This is a genomic window from Amycolatopsis rubida (assembly GCF_900115345.1).
Classification (GTDB): domain Bacteria; phylum Actinomycetota; class Actinomycetes; order Mycobacteriales; family Pseudonocardiaceae; genus Amycolatopsis; species Amycolatopsis rubida.
Genome location: NZ_FOWC01000002.1, coordinates 326738 through 352578, shown reverse-complemented (window position 1 = coordinate 352578; position 25841 = coordinate 326738). Strand labels below are relative to the sequence as shown.

General features: G+C 70.4%; 10 protein-coding genes. 9 read left to right on the top strand and 1 reads right to left on the bottom strand.

Annotated features, from left to right (window positions below):
* Positions 1 to 180 precede the first annotated feature (180 nt).
* Both BM362_RS10370 and BM362_RS10365 read left to right on the top strand, forming a co-directional pair.
* Positions 181 to 1113, top strand: a complete 933-nt coding sequence (locus BM362_RS10370) for a proline iminopeptidase-family hydrolase (RefSeq protein ID WP_067581231.1) — start codon at positions 181 to 183, stop codon at positions 1111 to 1113.
* Entirely contained in the window at positions 1106 to 2065 is a 960-nt protein-coding gene (locus BM362_RS10365) for an ACP S-malonyltransferase (protein ID WP_093572950.1), read from the top strand. The genes BM362_RS10370 and BM362_RS10365 overlap by 8 nt, the downstream gene beginning before the upstream one ends.
* On the opposite strand, the gene BM362_RS10360 is transcribed toward BM362_RS10365, so the two are convergent.
* Positions 2058 to 2303: a phosphopantetheine-binding protein gene (locus BM362_RS10360; protein ID WP_037810574.1), complete on the bottom strand. Its 246-nt coding sequence runs from the start codon at positions 2301 to 2303 to the stop codon at positions 2058 to 2060. The two genes, BM362_RS10365 and BM362_RS10360, sit on opposite strands and share 8 nt — an antisense overlap.
* Before the next feature lie 233 nt (positions 2304 to 2536).
* Here BM362_RS10360 and BM362_RS10355 point away from each other — a divergent pair, with 233 nt between their 5' ends.
* From BM362_RS10355 to BM362_RS10325, 7 genes are all read left to right on the top strand, one after another.
* Positions 2537 to 4036 carry an AMP-binding protein gene (locus tag BM362_RS10355; protein WP_067580513.1) on the top strand — a complete coding sequence of 500 codons (1500 nt, stop codon included), beginning with the start codon at positions 2537 to 2539 and terminating at the stop codon, positions 4034 to 4036.
* Between the two features lie 190 nt (positions 4037 to 4226).
* Complete coding sequence (locus BM362_RS10350) at positions 4227 to 5696, top strand: AMP-binding protein (protein ID WP_232791613.1); 1470 nt, start codon at positions 4227 to 4229, stop codon at positions 5694 to 5696.
* Complete coding sequence (locus tag BM362_RS10345) at positions 5693 to 6907, top strand: alanine racemase (RefSeq protein ID WP_067580516.1); 1215 nt, start codon at positions 5693 to 5695, stop codon at positions 6905 to 6907. The genes BM362_RS10350 and BM362_RS10345 overlap by 4 nt, the downstream gene beginning before the upstream one ends.
* Positions 6904 to 7380 (top strand): cobalamin B12-binding domain-containing protein, encoded by a 477-nt coding sequence (locus BM362_RS10340; protein ID WP_067580518.1) that lies wholly within the window; start codon positions 6904 to 6906, stop codon positions 7378 to 7380. Before BM362_RS10345 ends, BM362_RS10340 begins: the two co-directional genes overlap by 4 nt.
* The gene (locus tag BM362_RS10335) at positions 7377 to 8642 is read left to right on the top strand and encodes a methylaspartate mutase (RefSeq protein ID WP_093572948.1); all 1266 of its coding nucleotides are present in this window, start codon (positions 7377 to 7379) and stop codon (positions 8640 to 8642) included. The genes BM362_RS10340 and BM362_RS10335 overlap by 4 nt, the downstream gene beginning before the upstream one ends.
* The gene (locus BM362_RS10330) at positions 8642 to 9838 is read left to right on the top strand and encodes a cytochrome P450 (RefSeq protein ID WP_093572939.1); all 1197 of its coding nucleotides are present in this window, start codon (positions 8642 to 8644) and stop codon (positions 9836 to 9838) included. Before BM362_RS10335 ends, BM362_RS10330 begins: the two co-directional genes overlap by 1 nt.
* Positions 9839 to 9934: 96 nt before the next feature.
* Positions 9935 to 25729: a type I polyketide synthase gene (locus tag BM362_RS10325; protein ID WP_093572947.1), complete on the top strand. Its 15795-nt coding sequence runs from the start codon at positions 9935 to 9937 to the stop codon at positions 25727 to 25729.
* The last annotated feature ends 112 nt before the right edge of the window (positions 25730 to 25841 follow it).

Genomic DNA, 25841 nt, shown 5'->3' with positions numbered 1-25841 from the left:
GGCCACCGCCTCGCCCACCCGGTAGGGGACCCCTGAATCGGTCGCGGGGAAAGTTGATTTGGCTCGGCTTTAGACGCCCCTTAGGGGCTGGTGGCGCGCGGGCGCCGACGGATAGACAGGTAACCGGATCCGGCCGCGCTGCGCCGGAGAAGGACGAGGGAGGCGAACGAGGTGATGAGCATGGCCGTGGCGCCCACCGCGAAAGGCTGGGTCCCGTTCGGCGAGCACCGCACCTGGTACCGGGTCACCGGGCAACCGGGAGGGGCGGCGCCCGCCGTGGTCGTGGTGCACGGCGGGCCGGGCAGCACGCACGACTACCTGCTGAGCCTGACCGAACTCGCCGAGCACGGATTCCCGGTCGTGCACTACGACCAGCTCGGCAGCGGCGGATCGAGCAGGCTGCCGGACGCCGGCCCCGGGTTCTGGAACCCGGAGCTGTTCGGCGACGAGCTGGACAACCTGGTGCACCGGCTCGGCATCGAGGACAACTACGTCCTTTATGGACAATCCTGGGGCGGGCTGGTCGTCGCGCGGCACGCCGCCGAACGCCCGGACGGCCTGCGCGGGCTGGTGATCGCCAACTCGCCCGCCTCGTACGAGCTGTGGCGCAGCGAGATGGACCGGCTGCGCGCGCTGCTCCCGCCCGGCGTCGACGAGGGACTGCGGGCGCACGAAGCCGCCGGCACGACGGACACGCAGGAGTACTTCGACCTCATGCGCGTCTTCTACGACCGGCACGTCTGCCGGGTGCTGCCGTGGCCCGCCGACTATCTCGCGTCGTTCATGGAGATGGCCGACAACAACACCGTCTACTCGGTGATGAACGGGCCCAGCGAGTTCACCGTCTCCGGCACGCTCGCGGACTACTCGGTGATCGACCGTCTCGACGACATCGAGGTGCCGACCCTGCTCATTTCCGGCGCGCACGACGAGGCCACCCCGGCCACTGTGCAGCCGTACTACGACCGGATCCACGACGTGCGCTGGGAGATCCTCCCGGAATCGAGCCACGTTCCCCATCTCGAGGAACCGCAGCGGTTCCGCGAAATCCTGCTGGGATTCCTGCAGGAAGTCCATTCTCCCGCCGAAAGAGAGGTCGCCAGTCATGGATGAGGCCAGCCAGGCCGGATCGGCGGTCGTGTTCCCCGGGATGAGCCCGTGCCGGTTCGCCGACTTCGGCAAGTTCCTGCTCATCAACCCGTTCGCGCGCAGGCTCATCAAGGACGCCGACGACCGGCTGGGCTACTCGCTGGTCGACCGCTTCCGCGAGGCCGAGGGCGACTACTCCGAGTACGCCCAGGTCGGGTTCATGCTCACCTGCGTCGCGCTCGCCGAGTGGGCCGAACAGGAGTACGGGATGAGCCCGGACTACTGCACCGGCCCGAGTTTCGGCGAGAAGCCGGCCAGTGTGTACGCCGGTTCGCTGACTTTCCCGGACGCGGTGTGGATGACCGCGAAGCTCGCGCAGTGCCTCGACGAGTTCTTCGCGACCGAGCACACCGACGTCGTCACGCACTCGTTCGTCCGCACGCCGGAGGAGAAACTGCGCGACGCGCTGGCCGAACTGGACGGGCGCGGCGAATGGTCGGACATCTCCTGCTATATCGACCACGACTTCTACATGGTCTCGGTGCGGGAGCGGAACCTCGACTGGCTCAAGCAGACCGTGCGGAGCATGGGCGGGCTGTCGCTGTACACGATGCGTCCTCCGCTGCACTCGCGCGCGTTCGGCGCGTTGCGGCGCAAGGCCGAGGACGAGGTGCTCGGCGGCCTCGACTTCCATGATCCCCTCCTTCCGATCATCGCTGACCAGGACGGTTCGGTGCTGCGGTCCGGCGAGCAGGTCCGCACGATGCTGCTGGACAGCATCGTCGAGCCGCTGCGCTGGCCGGACGTCGTCTCGTCGCTCGAACAGCTCGGCGTGCGCAAGCTGTGGGTGGCCGGGCCGGACACGCTGTTCGGCCGCGTCCGAGCCACCACCAGCCGGTTCGAGGTGACCACGGTGAACCCGCGGCTCGCGCTGCAGCCGCGGCGGCGCGGCGCGGGTCCCTCGCGGGTCAGCTAGCCGGCTGCAGCTTCGACAGCGTCGTCCAGAGGCGTCCGGGGTTCTCGAACGTCTCCAGGTTCAGCGCGTCGTCGGAGAACCGGACGTTGTACTTCTCCTCCAGCACGGCCAGCAGTTCCACCGTGGCGAGCGAGTCGAGGCCGTACTCCTTGAGCGGGGTCTCGGCGGTCAGCGCCTCGTCGGCGGGCAGGAACGGAAGGTACGGGCGGAGGGCTTCGTCGAAAGAGCTGTCCCACATGGCTACTCCGGTGGCTGGGTCGGGCACTTCACCGGGCAGGGAAACCGACCGCCCGGTTCGGTTTTGAACCTTACCCCGGGCCGCCGCTTCCGAGCGACGCGCCGGCACCCCTATTGCTGATCCGGCCAAATGCAGGCCGACCCCGACCCGGCAGGTAACCGTTGCCACGAAGCCACTAGGCCGTGACTGTGGTCGGGTCAGCAGCGATCGGCACAGTAACGCGGAGGACCACGATGGACACGACGACCACCTCGGGACTGCACGCGCGGTTTCTGCGCGGGCTGGCCCGTTCCGAGTCCCGGCCGGCGGTCAGCGTCGGCGGGCAGACGCTGACCTACGGCGAACTGCACGAGCGGGCGTTGCTGTGGGGCGGCGCGCTGGCGGAGTCCGGCGCCCGCACGGTAGGGGTGCTGGCCGGCAAGGGCGTGACCGCCTACGCCGGGATTCTGGCCGGGTTGTACGCGGGGGCGACGGTCGTCCCGCTGCGGCCGGACTTCCCGGCGGCCCGGACTGCGCAGATGGTCGAGGCGGCGGAGGCGGACGCGATCATCGCCGACGAACGCGGCCTGACCGTGGCTCCGCCGGTCAAGACCCTCCTGGCCCCGGAGGTTGGCCAGCCAGGGCTGTGGCAACCGAAAACCGCGCTCAGCGAGCCCGTGGACGTGCGACCTGAGGACTCCGCGTACATCCTGTTCACCTCGGGCTCCACGGGACGGCCGAAGGGAGTCCGGATCGGCCACGGCTCCACCGAGCACTACTTCGGCCTGCTCGACGCGCGGTACGACTTCACCCCGGACGACGTCTTCTCCCAGACGTTCGACCTGAACTTCGACTGCGCGATGTTCGACCTCTTCTGCGCGTGGGGCGCGGGTGCGGAAGCGGTGGTCCTGCCGGGAGCGGCCTACCGGAACGTGCCGGCGTTCGTGGAGGAGCGCGGCCTCACCGTGTGGTTTTCCACGCCGAGCGCGATCGACCTGGTGCGCCGCACCGGACGGCTCACCCCAGATGCGATGCCCGGCCTGCGGTGGAGCTTCTTCGCCGGGGAAGCACTGACTGTCCGCGACACCGCGGACTGGCGGGCGGCGGCGGGCAATTCCGTGACTGAGAACCTCTACGGCCCGACGGAGCTGACCATCACCGTTGCCGGGTACCGCTGGGACGACGAGGAAACCCCGCGGATCGCGGTGAACGGCGTGGTGCCGATCGGCGCGGTGCACCAGGGACACGAGTACCTGCTCATCGACGAGAACGAGGCGGGAGAGGGCGAACTCGCCATCGCCGGACCGCAGCTGACGCCGGGGTATCTCGACCCGGCTGACGAGAAGGGCCGGTTCCTGGACCGCGACGGTCGGCGGTTCTACCGCACGGGCGACCGGGTGCGGCGGCTCGGCGGCGACGACCTCGCGTACCTGGGGCGGCTCGATTCGCAGGTGCAGGTGCTCGGCTGGCGTGTGGAGCTCACCGAGGTGGAGCACGCGTTGCAGGCGTGCGGGGTGCAGGCGGTAGCGCTCGGTGTCCAAGGGGACGGCGGCACTGAGCTGTTCGTCTTCTACACCGGGCCGCGGCGGCCGGTGATCGAGCTGGTGCGGGCGTTGCGGGCGGTGCTGCCCGAGGGCGTGATCCCGCGGCGGTACGAGCACGTCGAGGAGTTCCCGCTGAATTCGAACCGCAAGATCGACCGGAAAACGCTGGCGGCGCGGGCCGTGGAGCTGCTGAGCCCGGTCCCCGCCTAGTCGTCGGTGAAGGGCTCCTTGCGGGAATCTGATTCCCGCAAGGAGCCCTTCACGGTGTTCGGGCCGGACCGGCAGAGTGCCAGCTAGGGGCCGTTAGGGGTGTGGATCACCGGCTGCGCGCGGATAGCTTTTCTCCGACGTCGGGGAGCTATCCCGCGCAGGCACGGTGATTCTACGAATCCTTTCGGGAGTGGCAGTCGTGAACGAATCCGGTTCTCTCGTCCATGCCCTGCTCGACGCGGCGGCGGCCGGTGCGCCGGACGCCGCCGCGGTGCGCGACCGGGCGGGGGTGTGGACGTATGCCGAGCTGGCCGCTTGGAGTCACGCGGTGGAGGCGGTCCTCGCGCGGCGCGGGATCGGGCGCGGCGATCGCGTAGTAGTGCAGTTGCCGACGGACCGGGCGCTGGTCGCGCTCTTCCACGGCACTTCCCGCCGGGGCGCGGTGTTCGTGCCGATCAACCCGGCGATGAAGCAGTTCCACTTCGATTCCGTCGTCGAGAACGCCGAACCGGTGCTGATCGTGCAACCCGGAGAGTTTGCTCCACTGTGGACGGAAGTCGAGGAAGCCTACCGCGATGGCACTCGCGCAGAGCCGGCCGAAGTCGAGCTGGACGACGTCGCCGTTCTCGTTTACACCTCCGGCAGCACGGCCGCGCCCAAGGGCGTCATCGGGCCGCACCGGCAGGTCACCTTCGCCGCGAGCGCGATCCAGGCGGTGCTCGGCTACCGCCAGGACGACGTCGTTTTCTGCCGGTTCCCGATGTCCTGGGACTACGGTCTGTACAAAGTCCTCCTCTCGACGCTCGGCCGCAGCGAGATTGTGCTCGCCGACGCCGAATCCGATCTTCGCCTGCTGCGGCGGATGCGCGAGGTCGGCGCGACGGTCGTTCCGATCGTGCCTTCGCTCGCGACGATGATCGCGACCCTTGCCGAGCGGGAACAGGGCGAACCGGCTCCGGTGCGGCTGTTCACCAACACCGGCGCGGCGCTGCCGGATTCGACCATCGCGAAGCTCCGCGACGCTTTCCCCGGCGTCCGCGTCGTCCGCCAGTTCGGGCAGACCGAGTGCAAGCGGATCACCGTCATGCCGCCCGAGGAGGACACCGAGCGTCCGGGTTCGTCGGGGCTTCCGCTGCCCGGCACGACCGTGCACATCCTCGCCGCCGACGGAACTCCGTTGCCCGCTGGGGAAATCGGCGAGATCGTGGCCGCCGGACCGCACGTGATGCCCGGCTACTGGCGTGCCCCGGAGCTGTCCGCGCGAGCGTTCCGCCGGGACGAGGCCACCGGCGAGCTTCGCCTGCACACCGGTGACTACGGCCGGCTCGACGAGGACGGCTACCTCTACTTCGAGGGCCGTCGCGACGACATGTTCAAGCGCAAGGGAATCCGGATGTCCACTTTGGAGATCGAGGCGGCCGCGATGGACATCCCCGGCGTGCGCGCGGCGGGGGCGATCCCGCCGAGCGAGACTCGTGACCTGGCGATCTGCGTGGAAAGCGACTTGCCGCCGACCACGGTGCTCAAGGAACTGGCGCAGCGGCTGGAGCCGCAGAAAGTGCCCGCGCTGTGCCACGTCGTGGACGAGTTCCCGCTCACCGCGCACGGCAAGAACGCGACGAAGGAACTCGCCCTGCTGGTGGAAGGTGCCCGCAAATGAGCAAGTACGACGAGCTGGCCGCACGGTTCGGCACGCCGGCTTACGTGTACGACCTTGACGTGACCGCCCAGTCGCGCGATCAGCTGTTCGGCCTGCTCCCGGAGGGGTTCGCGGTCTACTACGCGCTGAAGGCCAACCCGCATCCGGAGATCGCCCGCGAACTCCGCGAAGGCGGATGCCGCGCGGAGATCAGCTCGACCGGTGAGCTGGCCAACGCGCTGACCGCCGGGTTCGCGCCCGGGGACATCCTCTACACCGGCCCGGGCAAAACCGACGGCGAGCTGGCCGCGGCGATCACCGCCGGCGTCCGGTTGTTCTCCGTGGAATCGCTGACTGACCTGCAACACGTTGGTGCCGCGGCGGAACGGCAGGACACCGTCGCACGCTGCCTGCTGCGGGTGAACACCACACAGGGCAGCGCGTCGACCGGGATCCGGATGATGGGCCGGCCGTCGCAGTTCGGCGTCGACGCTGAGACGCTGCCCGAGCTGATGCCGTTGTTCAAGGCGGTGCCCGGGGCGAAGATCGTCGGCGCGCACTTCTTCACCATGAGCAACGCGCAGGACGAGGACGCGCTGCTCGGCGAATACGAGTTCGTGCTGCAGTCGGCCGCGCAGCTGCGTCAGGAGACGGGGCTGCCGCTGGAACTGCTCGACATCGGCGGCGGATTCTCGTCGCCGTACGCGGTTCCCGGCGAGCGCACCGACTATCCGAAGCTGCGCAACGGTTTGGAGCAGCTTCTCGACCTGTACCTGCCCGAATGGCGCAGCGGCGAGGTCGAGCTGGCCTGCGAATCCGGCCGCTACCTGTCCGGCACGTGCGGGACGTTGCTGGCCGGTGTCGTGAACGTGAAGGAGAGCCGGGGTCACCGGTTCGTCATTCTCGACGCCGGGATCAACGTGGTCGGCGGCCTTTCCGGGATCGGACGGCTGCTGCCCGCCGCGGTCGGTGTCGAGCAGATCGGGGACAACCCGGGACAGCTCGTCGGTCCACTGTGTACTCCCGGTGACTCGCTTTCGAAGGCGGCGAAGCTGCCTGAGCTGTCCGCTGGAGACCTGCTGACCGTGCCGAACGTCGGTGCGTACGGCGTCACCGCGAGTCTGATCAGCTTTCTCGGCCGCCCGGCGCCCACCGAAGTCGTGGTCCGCGGCGATGAGGTCATCTCAGTGTCGCGATTGGACTATCAGCGAGCTTATGAGGTGTCGCCATGAGCGAGGAGGTCCGCGCGTACGGCAGCAGCATCGTCGAAGAGCCCAGCGGACGCACGGTGATCGTCAGCAGCATGGCGTCCGACTCGCACACCTGGAACCTCGTCTACCTCGAACTTCTGGTGGGAGAACTCGGTTTCGACGTGGTGAACCTGGGTGCGTGCGTGCCGGACGAGCTGCTGGAGTCCGAATGCGTCAGCCGCCGTCCGGCGATGCTGGTGCTGAGCAGCGTCAACGGGCACGGCTACCAAGACGGGCTCCGGGTCGTGCAGCGGCTGCGGGGAATCCCGGAGCTGCGTCGGCTGCCGATGGTGATCGGCGGCAAGCTCGGCACTGGCGGACCGCTGTCGGACGAGCAGACCGCGGAGCTGCTGTTCGCCGGGTTCGACGGGGTGTTCGACGAGAAGAACGCCGCCGCCTTCCGGCATTTCGCGGCCACGCTTCCCGGCGGGGTCAGCCAGCTGGAGGAGGCGTGAGCTTCGAGCGGTTCGTCGCGCAGCGGCACGCGGCCGGGGAACTGGTCGTGCAACCGCGCATGGGCTTCGACAGTCCGGCCGCGATGCGCGCCGGTCTGGTCGCGACCAAACACGCGAACGCCGCGACCGTCGGCACGCTTACGCTCGACAGCTACACCCGGGTCCGCGACACCGAATCCGCGGCACATGCGTTGCGCAACGGGATTCCGCTCAACGGCTACCCGATCGTCAACCATCCGCCCGAGGTGACCCGGGCCATGCTCGACGGCCTCGAAGGCCCGGACTTCCCGGTGCAGGTCCGGCACGGTTCGGCGCGGCCGGTGGACATCTTCCGCGCGATGATCGCCGCCGGTCTGCACGCCACTGAGGGCGGCCCGGTTTCCTACTGCCTGCCCTACAGCCGCACGCCGCTCGACGAAGCCGTGCGGAATTGGGCGTCCTGCTGCGATCTGCTCGTCGAGGCCGAACATCCGGGCGGCCGTCCGCATCTGGAGACGTTCGGCGGCTGCATGCTGGGGCAGCTGTGCCCGCCGAGCGAGCTGGTCGCGATCAGCTTTCTGGAGGCGTTGTTCTTCTACCGCAAAGGCGTACGCAGTATCTCGGTGAGCTATGCGCAGCAGACGAACCTTCAGCAGGATCGCGAAGCGGTTGCCGCGCTGCGCCGGTTGTGCGCCGAGTTCCTGCCGGAAGCGACCTGGCACGTGGTGATCTACGCCTATATGGGCCTCTTCCCGCGCACGCCCGACGGCGCGATGTTGTTGCTGGGCAAGGCCGCTGAACTGGCGATGAGCACAGATTCGGAGCGGTTGATCGTCAAGACCGCCGCCGAAGCGCACCGCATCCCGACCGTCGCGGAGAACGTGACCGCGCTCGAACACGCGGCGGCGTCGGCTAAGGGCATCAAGGCCGTTGTGGACTCCGACAACCAGGTTTACCGCGAGGCCCACGCCCTGGTCGACGCGGTCCTCAACAGCCACGCCGATCTCGACCGCGCGCTCGTGGTCGCCTTCAAACGCGGTCTGCTCGACGTGCCGTACTGCCTGCATCCGGACAACGCGGGCCAGGCGCGCAGCACGCTCGACGCGGACGGCAGGCTCGGCTGGTCCGAGCTCGGTTCGCTGCCGTTGCGCGGGATCGCCGAGCGCGCGCCGAGCGGCCGGATCACCTCGTCGACGCTGATGTCGGCGCTTTCCTATGTCCAGCACACCCATGACACCCAGGCATTGGAGCAGCCGATGGCTGTGATCGGAGGGGAATTGTGATGAGCATTCGTCGGACTGTGCGGGCGTATCCGTTCGATATGTGTGAGACGTCTGTTTCTGAGACGTATCGTCGGTTGCAGTGTGACGAGCCGGTGAGTCGGGTGCAGTTGCCGTTTGGTGAGCCGGCGTGGTTGGCGACGAGGTATGCCGACGTCAAGTTGGTGTTGACTGATTCGCGGTTCAGTCGTGAGTTGGCGCAGGGGCTTGATCAGCCGAGGATGCGTCGTCAGCAGATGGGTGATGGCATTATGGGGATGGATCCGCCGGATCACTCCCGGTTGCGTCGTTTGGTGAGCAAGGCGTTTACCGCGCGTCGGCTGGAGGCGATGCGGGAGAGTGTCCGTGTGTTGGTGCATGAGCTGATCGACGGGATGGTCGAGAGCGGCGGGCCTGGCGATCTCGTGGAGGGGCTTGCGCGGCCGTTGCCGGTGACGGTGATCTGTGAGTTGCTTGGTGTGCCGGAGGAGGATCACAGGATTTTCAGCGAGTGGACTCAGGCCCTCGTCAGCGACGCGACGGCGAAGGGTGATGTGCTGGATGTCTACGGCGATCGGTTGGATGGGTATGTGGCGGGGTTGGTTGCGCGGCGTCGTGAGGAGCCGACTGATGATTTGCTTGGTGCGCTTGTTTATGCGCGTGATGCTGGTGAGAAGCTGAGTGAGAGCGAGTTGATCGCGATCGCTGGTGCGGGGTTGTTGACTGGTGGGGTGGAGACGGTTTCGTCGGCGTTGCCGAGTTTTGTTTTCACGTTGTTGACGCGGCCGGACCTGGTGGCGCAGTTGCGGGAGAACCTGGAGTTGGTGCCGGCGGCGGTGGAGGAGTTGTTGCGGTGGGTGCCGGTCAACACGGCGGCGATGTTCGCGCGTTATGCGGTCGAGGATGTTCGCTTGGGTGATGTGGTGGTGCGGGCGGGTGATCCGGTGTTGCCTGCGTTGCATGCGGCTAACCGTGATCCGGAGGTGTTCGCGGATCCGGATGTGGTGGACTTGACGCGGAGTCCGAATCCGCATGTGGCGTTCGGGCATGGGCCGCATCATTGCATTGGTGCGCAGTTGGCCCGTCTTGAGTTGCAGGAGGCGTTGAAGGCGATCCTGGTGCGGTTTCCGGAATTGCGGTTCGCGGACGGCCGCGATGGCGTGAAGTGGGAGTACGGCGTCATCGTGCGGGGTCCGTCGCTCCTGCGCATCGCCTGGTGATTTCCCGCCCCTAACGACGTTTTCTGGGGATCCGGCGCGGCCCGAGTCCGCCCTACGATCCGATCGACGACCCATGAATGCTGCCTGGCTACCGCGGTGGAGTGCGCAATGCGTGAGAGTGAGAAGAATCGGGAATCCGGCTTCGCGGAGCGGCTGACGCTTCTGCCGCCGGCGGACCGCGCGGGGTTCCTCGCCGGCGTGGTCCACGACGCGACGCGGGCGGCGCTGCAGGCCGCGCTGCCCGAGGTTCCGGCCGTCCTCGACCCGGAGAAAGCGTTCTCCGACCACGGTTTCGACTCGCTCGCGGCGGTGGAGCTGCACGCGCAGCTGACCGACGCGACCGGGCTGGAGCTGCCGGTGACGCTGGCCTTCGACTATCCGACCCCGGCCGCGGTCACCCGCTTCCTGCACGCCGAGGTGTTCGGCGTCCAGGAGTCCGTCGCGGCGCTGGCCGCCGGTGCGGCGAACGACGAGCCGGTCGCCATCGTCGGCATCGGCTGCCGCTACCCGGGCGGCGCGGTGTCGCCGGAAGCGTTGTGGCAGCTGGTCGCCGAGGGGGTGCACACCATCTCCGGTTTCCCGGAGGACCGCGGCTGGGACCTCGACAGCCTGTATGACCCGGACCCCGACAAGCCGGGCAGCAGCTACGTGACCTCGGGCGGATTCCTGCCCGGCGCCGGGGAATTCGATGCCGGGTTCTTCGGCATCGCGCCGCGCGAAGCGTCCGCGATGGACCCGCAGCAGCGGCTCGTGCTGGAGACCGCGTGGGAAGCGTTGGAGCGGGCCAAGATCGACCCGTCCACGCTGCGCGGCACTCCGGCAGGCGTGTACATCGGCGCGGAGGCGCAGGAGTACGGCCCGCGGCTGCACGAAGCTCCCGACGGTCTCGACGGGTACATGCTCACCGGCAACGCGCCCAGCGTCGTCTCCGGTCGCGTCGCTTACGCGCTCGGTCTGGAGGGGCCGACGCTGACCGTCGACACCGCTTGCTCCGGTTCGCTGGTCGCGCTGCACTTGGCGGTGCAGGCGTTGCGGCGCGGCGAAACTCAGCTCGCGCTGGCCGGTGGCGTCGCGGTGATGGGTGCGCCGGGCACGTTCACCGCTTTCAGCCGTCAGCGTGGTCTGGCGGAAGACGGCCGGTGCAAGGCTTTCGCGGCCGCCGCGGACGGCACTGGCTTCGCTGAGGGTGTTGGCGTGCTGGTGTTGGAACGGCTTTCCGACGCAGTCGCGAATGGACACGCGGTGCTAGCCGTGGTCCGCGGCTCGGCGATCAACTCCGATGGCGCGTCGAACGGCCTTACCGCGCCAAACGGCCCGTCGCAGCAGCGTGTGATCAAGCGTGCGCTGGCCGACGCTGGCTTGGAAGCGTCCGATGTGGACGCCGTCGAGGCACACGGCACCGGCACCCGGCTTGGCGACCCGATCGAGGCGCAGGCGCTGCTGTCCGCCTACGGGCAGGACCGCGAGACGCCGTTGCTGCTCGGGTCGATCAAGTCGAACATCGGCCACACGCAGGCCGCGGCAGGTGTCGCGGGTGTGATCAAGATGGTCGAGGCGATGCGGCACGGCGTGCTGCCGAAGACGCTGCACGTGGACGAGCCGACGCCGCACGTCGACTGGACCACGGGCTCCGTCGAGCTGCTGACCGAGCAGCGGGAATGGCCGGCGATCGAACGTCCGCGCCGCGCTGGCGTTTCGTCGTTCGGCGTCAGCGGGACCAACGCGCACGTCATCATCGAGCAGGCTCCGGCCGTCGAGACCGTGGAAACCACCAGTGCCGAGCTGCCGGTCGTGCCGCTCGTTGTCTCGGCGCGCAGTGCGGAAGCGCTGAAGGCGCAGGCCGCCGCACTGGTGTCCACTGTGGAAAGCGGCAACCTGACTGACCTCGGCTTCTCGCTCGCCACCACCCGTGCCGCGCACGACCAGCGCGCCGTGGTGGTCGCGGAGAACGTCGCCGACGCCGCGCGCGGGTTGCAGGCGCTGGCGGCGGGGGAGCAGGACCCGAATGTCGTCATCGGCGAGCGCACCCCGGGCAAGCTCGCGATGCTGTTCACCGGACAGGGTTCGCAGCGCCTCGCGATGGGGCGCGAGCTGTACCTGGAATACCCGAAGTTCGCCGAGGTCTTCGACGAGGCCGTCGACCACCTCGACGTGCAGATGGAGACCCCGCTGCGCGACGTCCTCTTCGGCGACAACGCCGAGGAACTGAACGAGACGCAGTACACGCAGTGCGCGCTGTTCGCGGTCGAGGTCGCGCTGGCGCGGCTGCTCGAATCGTGGGGCGTGCGGCCGGACATCCTGCTCGGCCACTCGATCGGCGAACTGGCCGCCGCGCACGTCGCGGGCGTGTGGTCGCTCGCCGACGCGTGCCTGGTCGTCGCTGCTCGCGGACGGCTCATGCAGGCGCTTCCGGAAGGAGGTTCGATGGTCGCCATCGCGGCGACCGAGGACGAGGTCCAGCCGCTGCTGGGCGACCAGGTCAGCCTGGCCGCGGTGAACGGCCCGACGTCGGTCGTCGTCTCCGGCGAGCGCGAGGCGGTGGAAGCCGTCGTGTCGGTGTTCCGCATGCAGGGCCGCAAGATCAGCGAGCTGCGTGTGTCGCACGCGTTCCACTCGCCGCTGATGGAGCCGATGCTGACCGAGTTCCGCGAGATCCTCGAGGTGGTCGACTACGCGGCCCCGGCGATCCCGGTCGTCTCCAACGTGACCGGCCGGATCGCGACCGCCGAAGAACTGTGCTCGCCGGGGTACTGGCTGTGGCACGTCCGTCGCGCGGTGCGGTTCGCCGACGGGGTCCAGGCCCTGGTCGACGCTGGTGTGACCACCGCGATCGAGGTCGGCCCGGACGCCGTGCTCTCGGCGATGGCCGCCGGCACGAGCGACGCCATCGCGTTCACCCCCGCGCAGCGCCGCGATCGGCCCGAGGCCACCACCCTCGCGACCGCACTCGGCCGCCTGCACACCCGCGGCGTGGCGATCGACTGGGCGGCCGTCTTCGGCTCGGCGCGGATTGTCGACTTGCCGACGTATGCCTTCCAGCACCAGCACTACTGGCTCACCGCGCCGACCGGCCACGGCGACGCGGCGGACCTCGGCCAGCTGGCTTCCGGGCACCCGTTGCTTGCCGCTGAAATCGGTCTGGCAGGCGACGACGGTCTGGTCCTCACCGGTCGCGTCGCGCTCCGGACGCACCCGTGGCTGGCTGACCACGCGATCGCGGGCAGCCCGGTCCTGCCGGGCACCGCGTTCGTCGAGATGGCGTTGCACGCCGCCGCGCAGGTCGGCTTTGGCGTGGTCGACGAGCTGACGCTGCAGGCCCCGCTCGCGCTGCCGGAGACCGGTGGTGTCGCGCTGCAGACGCTGGTCGGCCCGGACGTCGACGGCCGCCGCACGATCGAGTTCCACTCCCGTCCCGACCACGACGCCGACGCGGCCTGGACCCGGCACGCCGTCGGCGTCCTCGCCGCCGGCCCGGTGGTCGAGCCCGCGCCGCGCGGCGAATGGCCGCCCGCTGGTGCGGAGGTCGTGGCCACGTCGGAGCTGTACTCCGAACTGGCCGAGCAGGGTTACGGCTACGGCCCGCTGTTCCAGGGCCTGCGCACCGCGTGGAAGCGTGACGACGTAGCCGGCACTGTGTTCGCCGAGGTCGCGTTGCCCGCGACCGGTCGCGACGCGGCGTTCGGCGTCCACCCGGCGCTGCTGGACGCGGTCCTGCACGCCACCGACTTCGCGCCGGGCGAGGCACGCGAGCCGGACGAGATCCGGCTGCCGTTCGCGTGGACCGGCGTGCGGCTGCATGCTTCCGGCGCGACCGAGGTCCGGGTGCGGATCACGTCCCCTGCCACCGGCGGCGTCTCGATCGACGTGACGGACGTGGCCGGTATGCCGGTGCTGTCAGTCGAGTCGTTCCGCTCGCGGCCGGTCCGCGAGGCCGACCTCGGCACCCAGGCGCGTGACCTGCTGTACACCGTCGAATGGACGCCGGTCACCGGCTCGGCCGAGCTGCCGACGCTGGCTTCGCTGGGCTCGATCAGCGGTTTCGACGTTCCGGTGGTCGACTCGCTGGTGTCGCTGGTCGAAGTGCCCGACGTCGTGCTGCTGCCGGTTTCCGTGCCGGGCAATAACATCGCCGCCGCTGCCAAGCAGACCGCGCACCGCGTGCGGACTGTGCTGCAGCAGTGGCTGGAAGGCGACCGCTACGCCGGCGCGCGCCTGGTCGTGCTGACGCGCGGCTCGCTGGCCGACTCCGCGGTCCGCGGGCTGGTGCGTTCGGCGCAGGCCGAACACCCTGGTCGCGTGGTCCTGGTCGAGGGCACGGTCACGGCGGCGACCCTGGCCACCGCGCTCGGCTCGGGCGAACCGGAGCTGCGCATCGACGGTGACACGGTCTCGACCGGCCGGATGGTCCGGTTGGCCGCCGAAGGCGGGGAGCCGACCTGGCGCGCCGACGGCACCGTGCTGATCACCGGCGGCACCGGCGGTCTCGGTGCCCAGGTCGCGAAGCACCTCGTCACGAAACACGGCGTCCGCAGCCTGTTGCTGCTCAGCCGTCGCGGCCTCAACGCACCGGGCGCGGCCGAACTGGTCGAAGAGCTGGCGGAGCTGGGTGCGACCGCGAAGGTGGTCGCCTCGGACGTCAGCAAGAAGCGTTCGCTGGCGGCGGCGATCAAGAAGGCCGAGCACCCGCTGTCCGCCGTCGTGCACACCGCTGGCGTGCTCGACAACGCGATGATCGGCTCGCTGACCGCCGAGCAGCTCGACGCGGTGCTGGCCCCGAAGCTCGACGCGGCGTGGGCGCTGCACGAGCTGACCGCGGAGCTGGACTTGTCGGCGTTCGTGCTGTTCTCCTCCTCGGCGGGGCTCGCCGACGGTGCCGGACAGGCGAACTACGCCGCAGGCAACACCTTCCTCGACGCACTGGCCGAGCACCGGCACGCCGCCGGCTTGCCCGCGACGTCGCTGGCCTGGGGGCTGTGGGCACCCGACGCCGGTCAAGCGATCGGCATGGGCGCGACACTGTCCGAAGTGGACCGAAATCGGATCACGCGGCTGGGGCTGGCTCCGCTCACCGTGCCGGAAAGCCTTGCCGCTCTTGACGCTGCGCTCGGCACCGGTGTTCCGACGGTCGTCCCGACCCGCGTTGACCGCGCTGCCCTGCGGTCGCGCGGCGAGGATGTCCCGGCGGTGCTGCGCGGGCTCATTCCCGCAGGCCGTCGCCGGATCGCCGTCGCCAGCGGGGAAGTGACGCCCGAGCGGCAGTTCGCCGAGCGGTTCGCGCACCTCGCCGAGGCCGACCGGGACCGAGCGTTGCTCGACCTGGTGCGCACGCACGTCGCGGCCGTTCTCGGCCACGACAGCGCGGACGCGATCAGCCCGGCCCGCCCGTTCGGCGAGATCGGGTTCGACTCGCTGGCCGCGGTGGAACTGCGCAACATCCTCGATTCGGTCACCGGCATGCGGTTGCCCGCGACGCTGGTGTTCGACTACCCGACGCCGCGTGCGCTCGCCGAGTACCTGGCGTCGCGGCTGGCTGGTCTCACTCCGGTGCAGACGGTCACTCCGGTGACCACTGTGGACCCGGAGGAACCGATCGCCATCGTCGGCATCGCCTGCCGCTACCCGGGTGGCGTCGAGACGCCGGAAGACCTGTGGCGGCTCGTTTCCGAGGGCGAGGAAGCGCTGTCCGGCTTCCCGGTCGACCGTGGCTGGAACGTCGACTCCCTCTACGACCCGGAGCCCGGCAAGCCCGGCCGCTCCTACGTCAAGCACGGTGCCTTCCTGCACGACGCGGCCGAGTTCGACGCGGACTTCTTCGAGATCAGCCCGCGCGAGGCGGCGGCGATGGACCCGCAGCAGCGGCTGCTGCTGGAGGTCTCCTGGGAAGCCTTCGAGCGGGCCGGAATCGACCCGGTCGGCCTGCGCGGCAGCGCGACCGGGGTGTTCGCCGGCGTGATGTACCACGACTGGGGGACCCGCCTCGGCACGGTTTCCGACGACATCGCGGGCTACCTCGGCAACGGCAGCCTCGCCAGCGTCGTGTCCGGCCGGGTGTCGTACGCGCTCGGGCTGGAAGGCCCGACCGTCACGGTGGACACCGCGTGCTCGTCGTCGCTGGTCGCACTGCACTGGGCGGTGCAGGCACTGCGTCGCGGCGAGTGCACGCTGGCGCTGGCCGGCGGTGTCACCGTGATGTCCACTCCGGACACTTTCATCGACTTCAGCCGTCAGCGCGGGCTTTCCGCCGACGGCCGGTGCAAGGCGTTCGCCGAAGCGGCGGACGGCACCGGCTGGGGCGAGGGCGCGGGCATGCTGCTCGTCGAGCGGCTGTCTGACGCACGTCGCAACGGCCACCCGGTGCTCGCGGTCCTCCGGGGCTCCGCGGTGAACCACGACGGCGCGTCGAACGGCCTTACCGCGCCGAATGGTCCTTCGCAGCAGCGGGTGATCGCCAAGGCGCTGGCTGATGCTGGTCTGCAGCCGTCCGAAGTGGACGCTGTGGAGGGCCACGGCACCGGCACCACGCTGGGCGACCCGATCGAGGCACAGGCACTGCTGGCCACCTACGGCCAGGGCCGAGAAGAGCCGTTGTGGCTCGGGTCGATCAAGTCCAACATCGGGCACACACAGGCCGCAGCGGGTGTCGCGGGCATCATCAAGATGGTCATGGCGATGCAGCACGGCCAGTTGCCGCAGACGCTGCACGTGGACCGTCCGTCCACTGTGGTCGATTGGGAGACTGGTGCGGTCCGGCTGCTGACCGAGTCGCGGGAGTGGCAGGTCGGCCGGCCGCGGCGCGCCGCGGTGTCGTCGTTCGGCATCAGCGGCACGAACGCGCACGTGATCCTGGAGCAGGCACCGGCGATTCCGGTCGAGCGGCCGTCGGAGACGCAGACGATCGCGCCGGTCGCGCTGTCCGGCCGGTCCGCCGCAGCGGTGCGGGGACAGGCGGCGCGACTGCGTTCTTGGCTCGCTGAAGGTGTTTCCGTCGCGGAGGTCGCGCGTTCGCTGGCTGCGACGCGTGCCTCGCTGGAACACCGCGCGGTGGTTGTCGCCGAGACCGCGGGAGAACTCGCTGACGGACTCGACGCGCTGGCTGGCGGAGACGCGCCGACCGGGCAGGTCGTGGACGGGAAGCTCGCCTTCCTGTTCTCCGGTCAGGGCGCGCAGCGGGTCGGCATGGGACGCCAGCTGTACGACGCGTACCCGGCCTTCGCGACCGCGTTCGACGCGGTGTGTGCGGCGATCGACCCGCTCGTCGACGTTCCGTTGCGAGACGTCGTGTTCGGCACCACCGAACTCGCCGACCGCGGTCTGCTGGACCAGACTCAGTACACCCAGACCGGGCTTTTCGCGGTCGAGGTCGCGCTGTTCCGGCTCGCCGAGTCGTGGGGCTTCCGGCCCGACGCGCTCGCCGGGCACTCGATCGGCGAGCTGGCCGCGGCCCACGTCGCGGGTGTGCTTTCCCTTGAGGACGCGGCAAAACTGGTCGCCGCGCGCGGCCGGCTGATGGGCGCGCTGAACGACCGTCGCGGCGCGATGGTCTCGCTCGCCGCGACCGAAGACGCGGTCCGGGAACTGCTGCGAGGCCACGAGGACGCGGTCAGCATCGCAGCGGTGAACGGCCCGGCCGCCGTGGTCGTCTCGGGCGAGGCGGACGTGGTCGCCGAGATCGAGCGGGCTGCCGGCGATGTCCAAACGCGACGGTTGCGCGTGAGCCACGCGTTCCATTCGCCGCTGATGACGCCGATGCTCGACGAGTTCCGCGAGATCGCCTCGGGGCTGACATACGAGGCGCCGAGGATCCCGATTGTCTCGACGGTCACTGGGAAACTCGCCACCGACGACGAACTGCGGTCCCCGGAGTACTGGGTCACCCATGTCCGCGAGACCGTCCGATTCGGCGCTGCGGTCACGACCCTGGCGGAGAGCGGCGTCCGGACTTTCCTGGAGATCGGGCCGGACAGCGTGCTGTCCGCGCTCGGCCAGCAGAGCGCCGAAGCCGAGTTCGTTCCGTTCGGACGGCGCGACCAGGACGAGGTGCGCACCGCGCTCACCGCGGCCGGCCGCCTGCACATCCGCGGCGCGGTGAAGCTCGGCCCGCTGCTCGGCGACGGTCCGGTCCGGCTGGACCTGCCGACGTATGCCTTCCAGCACAAGCGTTACTGGCTCGACGCGACTCCGTCCGGCGACGTCACTTCAGTCGGTCAGCAGCCGCTGGCGCACCCGATGCTGGGCGCGGTCGTGGCACTGTCCGGTTCGGACACCACTGTCCTCACCGGACGGTTGTCCGCGGCTTCGGTGCCGTGGGTCGCCGACCACGTGGTGAAGGGCGCGATCCTGGTGCCCGGCACCGGGTTCGTCGAACTGGCCGTCGCCGCCGGTGACCAGGTGGGCCACCCGACGGTGGAGGAGCTGACGCTGCAAGCGCCGCTCGTCCTGCCGCCGGACGGCGCGGTCGCGCTGCAGGTCGTGGTTGGCCCCGCGAACGGCGAGCGTCGCCCAGTCACCGTGTTCTCGCGCCCGGTCGAATCGGACGGCGACTGGACCCAGCACGCGCTGGGCACGCTGTCCGCGACTGCCCGGCCGGAACCCGCTGGCCTCACCGAATGGCCGCCGGCGGGCGCGACCCCGATCCCGGTCGAGGGTGCGTACGAGCGGCTCAACGAGCGTGGCTACGGCTACGGCCCGGCATTCCAGGGGCTCACGGCCGCGTGGCGACGGGGCAACGAGGTGTTCGCCGAGGTCGCGCTGCCGGAACCGGCCGCGTCCACGGCGGGCTCGTACGGCCTGCACCCGGCGCTGCTCGACACCGCGATGCACGCCGACCTCCTCGGCGACCCGAGCGGTTCGACGCTGCTTCCGTTCGTCTGGAACGGCGTCACCCTGCACGCGGTCGGCGCTTCGGTGCTGCGGGTGCGGATCGTGCGGCTGGACGGCGACGAGCTGTCCTCGATCGAGGTCGCCGACAGCGAAGGCAACCCGGTCGCGTCGGTCGAGTCGCTGGTCTCGCGGCCGGTGCGGACCGAACTGGCCGCACCGGCGGAGACCACCGACGGTTCACTGCTCAAGATCGGCTGGCAGTCCGTGCCGGTCCCGGCCGCGGAGCCGGGCGACGTCGTCGCGATCGGCCGTGGCCGGGTCGGCGTGGCCGCGACCTACAGCGGGTTCGCGGACCTGCTCGGGGCCGTCGATCGCGGCGAGCCGGTGCCCGGTCTCGTGACGCTCTCGGTGCCTGCCTCGGCGGGCGCGGTGCCGGAAGCGGCTCGGGCGAACGCGACGTGGCTGCTCGCCGAGATCCAGGCGTGGCTGGCCGAAACGCGGCTGACCGACACGAAACTCGCGATCGTCACGCAGGCGGCGGTTCCGGCGGGCGAGTCCACGGCGTCGACGGCGTCCACGGTGGACGTCACGCAGGGTCTGCTGTGGGGCCTCGCCCGGGCGGCGCAAGCCGAACACCCCGGACGCGTGTTCCTGATCGACGCGGACGCGGACACGAAGGTCGAGACGATCGCCGCGGTGGTCGCTTCGGGCGAGCCGGAAGCCGCGATCCGCGCCGGTTCGGTGCTCGCTCCGCGCTACACCCGCACCGAATCGACCGGCACCGCGTCGTGGGACGGCACGGTCCTGATCACCGGTGGCACCGGCGGTCTCGGCAGTCTGCTGGCGCGTTACCTGGTGGCCGAGCACGGCGTGCGGAGTCTCGTGCTCACCAGCCGTCGCGGGCTTGCCGCACCGGGTGCCGCGCAGCTGGCCGAAGAGCTGACTGACCTGGGCGCGACGGTCCAGGTGGCGGCCTGCGACGTTGCTGACCGCGCGGCGGTCGAGCAGCTGATCAACGGCCTGCCGGACCTCGGCGCGGTCGTGCACGCCGCCGGTACCGCCGACAGCGGCGTCTTCGATTCGCTCACCGCTGAGCAGCTAGCCGCAGTGCTGCGGCCGAAGGCCGACGCGGCCTGGCACTTGCACGAGCTGACCGCCGACCGGCAGCTGTCGGCGTTCGTCATGTTCTCCTCGGCGGGCGGCCAGGTACTTCCGGCCGGGCAGGCGAACTACGCGGCGGCCAACGCCTTCCTTGACGGGCTCGCCGAACACCGGCGTGCGGCCGGGCTTCCGGCTACCGCGCTGGCCTGGGGTCTGTGGGCGGAGAACACCGGACTCGGCGGCGACCTCGCCGAAGCCGACCTCGCCCGGATGGCCCGCCTCGGCCTGCCCGCGGTGACCGCCGAGCAGGGTCTCGCCCTGTTCGACGCCGCCGTGGCCACCGAAGACGCGGTCATCGCGCCGCTTCGCGTGGACGTCCCGGCACTGCGGGCGCGCACCGACGAACTGCCCGCGCTGCTGCGTGGTTTCGTGCCGCCGAAGGCACGTCGCGTGGCGAAGGCGGCCAAGGCGGCGGACAACGCGCTCGCCGGCGAACTGGCCGCGCTGGTCGAAAGCGAACGGGACCGGGTGCTGCTCGACCTCGTCCGCACGCAGGTGGCCACCGTGCTCGGCTATGCCGACAAGTCCGAAGTGGACGGAACCCGGGCGTTCAAGGAACTGGGCTTCGACTCGCTCGCCGCGGTCGAACTCCGCAACCTCCTCGGCACCGCGACCGGCCTCACCCTGCCCGCGACGCTGATCTTCGACCACCCGACCGCCAAGGCCGTCGCGGACTTCGTCAAGGGCAAGCTGCTCGGCGCGGTCGCGAAGACCCCGGCGACGACGGCCCGGACGAACGCGTCGATGCAGGAACCGATCGCGATCGTCGGCATGGCGTGTCGCTACCCCGGCGGCGTCCGGTCGCCGGAGGACCTGTGGCAGCTGCTGGTCGGCGAGGTCGACGCGGTCTCCGGCTTCCCGACCAACCGCGGCTGGGACACCGAAGGCATCTACGACCCGGAGCGGGGCAAGCGCGGCAAGACCTATGCCAACGAGGGCGGCTTCCTGCACGACGCGGCGGAGTTCGACCCGGCGTTCTTCGGCATCGGCCCGCGCGAGGCGATGGCGATGGACCCGCAGCAGCGGCTCCTGCTGGAAACCGCGTGGGAGGCCATCGAACGCGCCGGGATCGACCCGACCGCGTTGCGTGGCAGCCTGACCGGTGTCTTCACCGGCGCGATGTACGACGACTACGGCAGCCGCGCCCCGGGCGCTCCGCTCGACGTCGCCGCCTACATCCCGAACGGCAGCTCGGGCGCGGTCGTCTCCGGCCGCATCTCCTACCTGCTCGGTCTTGAGGGCCCGTGCATGACGGTCGACACCGCGTGCTCGTCCTCCCTGGTCACGCTGCACCTCGCGGTGCAGGCGCTGCGGGCGGGCGAGTGCGGACTGGCGCTCGCCGGCGGTGTCACGGTGCTGTCGCAGTCGGACCTGTTCGTCGACTCCAGCCGTCAGGGCGTGCTTTCGCCCAACGGCCGGTCGAAGTCGTTCTCCGCGGCTTCCGACGGCGTCGGCTGGGCCGAGGGTGCGGGTCTGCTCCTGCTGGAACGGTTGTCCGACGCGCAGCGCAACGGGCACGAAGTGCTCGCGGTGGTCCGCTCCAGCGCGGTCAACCAGGACGGTGCGTCCAACGGCCTGACCGCCCCGAACGGCCCCTCGCAGGAACGCGTGATCCACGCAGCGCTCGCCGCTGGTGGATTGAATCCGTCCGATGTGGACGCTGTCGAGGCACACGGCTCGGGTACCAAGCTGGGCGACCCGATCGAGGCGCAGGCGCTGCTGGCCACCTACGGCCAGGACCGCGACCGGCCGCTCTACCTGGGTTCGGTGAAGTCGAACATCGGGCACGCACAGGCCTCCGGTGGCGCGGCCGGCGTGATGAAGGTCGTGCAAGCGTTGCGGCACAACATGTTGCCGAAGACGATGCACGTCGACGCGCCGTCGCCGGTCGTCGACTGGACCACGGGCAACATCGAGCTGCTCACCGAACCTCGGCCGTGGGTGCGCAACGGTCACCCGCGTCGTGCTGGCGTCTCGTCGTTCGGCATCAGCGGCACCAACGCGCACATCATCATCGAGGAGGCCCCGCCCGCTCCGGCCAAGGAAACCCGGCGCACCGCACCGGAACTCCCGGCGATCCCGTTGCCGCTGGCCGGTTCGGTCGCCCCGGCGCTCGCCGACCAGGCCGCCCGGCTGGCCGCACACCTGCGGGCCAACCCGGACGTCAGCCTGACCGACATCGGCTACTCGCTGGCCACCGGACGCGCCGCGCTCGACCACCGCGCGGTGGTCCTGGCGGCCGACCGCGAAGCGGCGCTGAAGGCGCTCGACGGACTGGCCGACGGCAGGACCCCGGCGGGCACCGTGGCCGGCACGGTCAGCGCGGCCGACCTGACGGCGTTCCTGTTCACCGGACAGGGCGCGCAGCAGCCGGGCATGGGACGCGGGCTGTACGAGGCGTTCCCGGCCTTCGCCGGAGCGTTCGACGAGATCTGCGGACTCTTCGACGTCGAGCTGGACACCCCGCTCAAGCAGGTGATCTGGGAAGACTCGCCGCTGCTCAACCAGACCGCGTACACGCAATGCGCGCTGTTCGCGATCGAGGTCGCGCTGTACCGGCTGGTCGAATCGTGGGGCGTCAGGCCGGATTACCTCGCCGGGCACTCGATCGGCGAACTCGCCGCGGCGCACGTCTCCGGAGTGTTCTCGCTGGCCGACGCCTGCTCGCTGGTCGCCGCTCGCGGCCGGCTCATGCAGGCGCTGCCGGCCGGAGGCGCGATGGCGGCGATCGCGGCCACCGAGGACGAGGTGCGAGCCTCGCTGCCTTCCGGCGTCGACGTCGCGGCGGTGAACGGGCCGCGGTCGGTGGTCATCTCCGGTCCGGAAGAGAACGTGAAGGCCGCGATGGCGACCTTCTCCGACGCCGGCCGCCGCACGAAGCAGCTGGTCGTGTCGCACGCGTTCCACTCGTCGCTGATGGAGCCGATGCTGGCCGAGTTCTCGGTGGTGGCGGAGAAGCTCACCTACTCCGCGCCGTCGATCCCGGTGGTGTCGAACGTGACCGGCAAGATCGCGACCGCCGCCGAGCTGTGCTCGCCGCAGTACTGGGTGGGCCACGTGCGGGAGGCCGTCCGGTTCGCCGACGGGGTCAGCACTTTGCTGGCCGCTGGGGTGACCCGGTTCGTGGAGCTGGGTCCGGACGCGGTGCTCACCGGGATGGCTCGCGAATGCGACACCGCGGTCGCCGACCGGCCGGACCGGGTTGTCCAGGTGCCCGCGATGCGCCGAGGCCGGGCCGAGGTGCCGACCGTGTTCACCGCACTGGCCACGCTGTACTCCCGGGGCGCGAAGATCGACTGGAAGGCGCTGTTCGCCGGCCAAGGTGCGTCCACTGTGGACCTGCCGACCTACGCGTTCCAGAACAAGTCGTACTGGCTCGACGCGACGAAGCCGACCGGCGACGTCAGCACTTTGGGCGCACAGTCCGCCGGACACCCGCTGCTGGGCGCCCTGGTGGAACTGCCGGACGGCGGCGTGGTGCTGACCGGACGGCTGTCGGTCGCGACGCAGCCGTGGCTCGCTGACCACGTGGTGATGGGGCGGACGATGCTGCCCGGCACCGCGTACGTCGAGCTGGCGGTGCACGCCGGGGAGCAGGTCGGTTGCCATCTCCTGGAGGAGCTGACCCAGCAGGCGCCCTTGCTGCTGGCCGACGACGGGGTCGACCTGCGCGTAGTCATCAGCGCGCCGGACGGCAGCGGTCGCCGGGAACTGTCGGTGCACTCGCGGACGGAGGCGGGCTGGGTTCAGCACGCCGCGGGCACGCTGGCCAATGGCGCGGCCGCGGAATTCTCGCTGAGCGAGTGGCCGCCGTCCGGTGCCGAATCGGTTGACCTGACCGGGTTGTACGACGACCTGGCCGGCCTCGGCTTCGGCTACGGGCCGACGTTCCGCAACCTGCGGGCGATCTGGCTGCGCGAAGGCGAGGTGTACGCCGAGGTCGCGCTGCCGGAAGGCACCGCGGCGAACGAATTCGGCCTGCACCCGGGCCTGCTCGACTCGGCACTCGGCGCGACGGATTTCCTGATCCCGGGCGGTCCGAAGGCGCTGACCGAAACGACGATCCCGTTCGCGTGGAACTCGGTGTCGCTGCAGGCCAGCGGTGCGACCGCGCTGCGAGTGCGGGTCCGCGAGACCGAGAGCGGTTCGTCGCTCGACCTGGCGGACGCTGCTGGTGCTCCGGTGGCCCAGATCGCTTCGCTGGTCACGCGGCCGGTGTCGGAAGGCCAGCTCGGCACGAAGGTGCCGGACTCGCTGTACCGGATCGAATGGCAGCCCGCTTCGGGCGTCCGGCTGGTGCCTTCGCTGGACGGCTGGGCGGTGCTCGGCACCGATGACCTCGGTCTCGGGGTGCCGCTGAAGGCCGAGCCGGTCGATGCGGATGTCCTGGTGCTGCCGGTCGGTTCCGGCACCGGAGCGGTGCCTTCGCAGGTGCACCAGGTGGTGCAGGAAACATTGCGGCACTTGCAGAATTGGCTGTCGGCCGGGGACGGAAAGCTGGTCGTGGTCACTCGCGGCGAGCTGGCGCAGGCTCCGGTCTGGGGTCTGGTGCGGGCCGCGCAGGCGGAGAACCCCGGCCGGATCCAGGTCGTGGACCTCGACGCCGCGGCGGAGTCGGCTCGAGCGCTGCCCGCGGTCGTCGCGTCCGGCGAGCCGGAGGCCCGAGTGCGGAACGGCGAGGTGCGCGTGCCGCGGCTGACCCGGGTCACCGAGGTCGGCGAGACGGTCGAATGGGACCCGGACGGCACGGTGCTGATCACCGGCGGCGCGGGCTTGCTCGGCGGGCTGCTGGCCCGGCACCTGGTCGCTCGCGGTGCCCGTGACCTGGTCCTGACCAGCCGTCGCGGTCTCGACGCGGCGGGGGCGCGGGAACTGGTCGACGAACTGGCCGGCGAGGGCGCGAAGGTGACGGTGGCCGCGTGCGACGTCACCGACCGGGACGCGCTGGCGAAGCTGCTCGACACGCTGCCGCGGCTGACCGCCGTGGTGCACGCGGCCGGGCAGATGGACAGTGCGGTGCTGAGTGCCTTGACACCGGAGCAGGTCGAGAACGTGTTGCAGCCCAAGGTCGACGCGGCCTGGAACCTGCACGAGCTGACGGCTGGCCGGGATCTCGCGGCGTTCGTCCTTTACTCCTCGGCGGGCGGCCTGCTGCTCGCCGCGGGACAGGCGAACTACGCGGCTGGCAACGTGTTCCTGGACGCGCTGGCCGAGCACCGCTCTTCTCTCGGCCTCCCCGCGACCTCGCTCGCGTGGGGTCCGTGGGAAGGCACCGACGGCGAGGTGGACCTGGCGCATATCGCCCGGTCCGGGGTCGCGGAACTGTCCGCGGCTGAGGGGCTGGAGCTGTTCGACGCCGCGCTGGCTGCTTCGTCGGCGGCGTTGGTGCCGGTGAAGCTCCACCTCAAGGACGCCGACCGGGCATCGGCACTGCTGAAGGGCCTCGTCACTGTCGCACCGCGGCGGGCGGCCGTCGCCTCGTCGGCAGAGCCGGAAGCCGGGTTCGCCGACAAGCTCGCCACTCTCCCGGCGGACGAGCGGGACTCGGCCGCGCTGAACCTGGTGCGCGAGCACACGGCGGCAGTCCTCGGATACGACGACGCATCAGCGGTCGGGGTCGAAAAGGGCTTCACCGACCTGGGCATCGACTCACTCGCCGCGCTGGAGCTGCGCAACCGGCTCGGCGCCGCGACCGGGCTGCGGCTGCCCGCGACGCTGATCTTCGACTACCCGAGCCCGCTGCCGCTGGCCCGGCACCTGCTGGCCGAACTGGCTCCTGCTGCTTCGGAGGAGACGGTCGAGGAATTGAACGGCACCGACGACGCGGCGGCCGCGGTCGCCTCGATGGACCTGGCCGACCTGGTCCGCTCCGCGATGGGCGGCACCGACGAACGGGACGAATCCGAGTGACCGAGTCCGCTCTTTCGACCGAGCAGATCGTCGCCGCGCTGCGGCAGTCCAGGACGGACAACGAACGGCTCGGTGCGGACAACTAGCGCTGGTCATCTGGCAGCCCGTGCCG

Excerpts from the sequence above, each read along its gene's own strand:
- BM362_RS10370 (WP_067581231.1), top strand. The coding sequence starts at position 181 with ATGGCCGTGGCGCCCACCGCGAAAGGCTGGGTCCCGTTCGGCGAGCAC.
- BM362_RS10365 (WP_093572950.1), top strand. The coding sequence starts at position 1,106 with ATGGATGAGGCCAGCCAGGCCGGATCGGCGGTCGTGTTCCCCGGGATG.
- BM362_RS10360 (WP_037810574.1), bottom strand. The coding sequence starts at position 2,303 with ATGTGGGACAGCTCTTTCGACGAAGCCCTCCGCCCGTACCTTCCGTTC.
- BM362_RS10355 (WP_067580513.1), top strand. The coding sequence starts at position 2,537 with ATGGACACGACGACCACCTCGGGACTGCACGCGCGGTTTCTGCGCGGG.
- BM362_RS10345 (WP_067580516.1), top strand. The coding sequence starts at position 5,693 with ATGAGCAAGTACGACGAGCTGGCCGCACGGTTCGGCACGCCGGCTTAC.
- BM362_RS10340 (WP_067580518.1), top strand. The coding sequence starts at position 6,904 with ATGAGCGAGGAGGTCCGCGCGTACGGCAGCAGCATCGTCGAAGAGCCC.
- BM362_RS10330 (WP_093572939.1), top strand. The coding sequence starts at position 8,642 with ATGAGCATTCGTCGGACTGTGCGGGCGTATCCGTTCGATATGTGTGAG.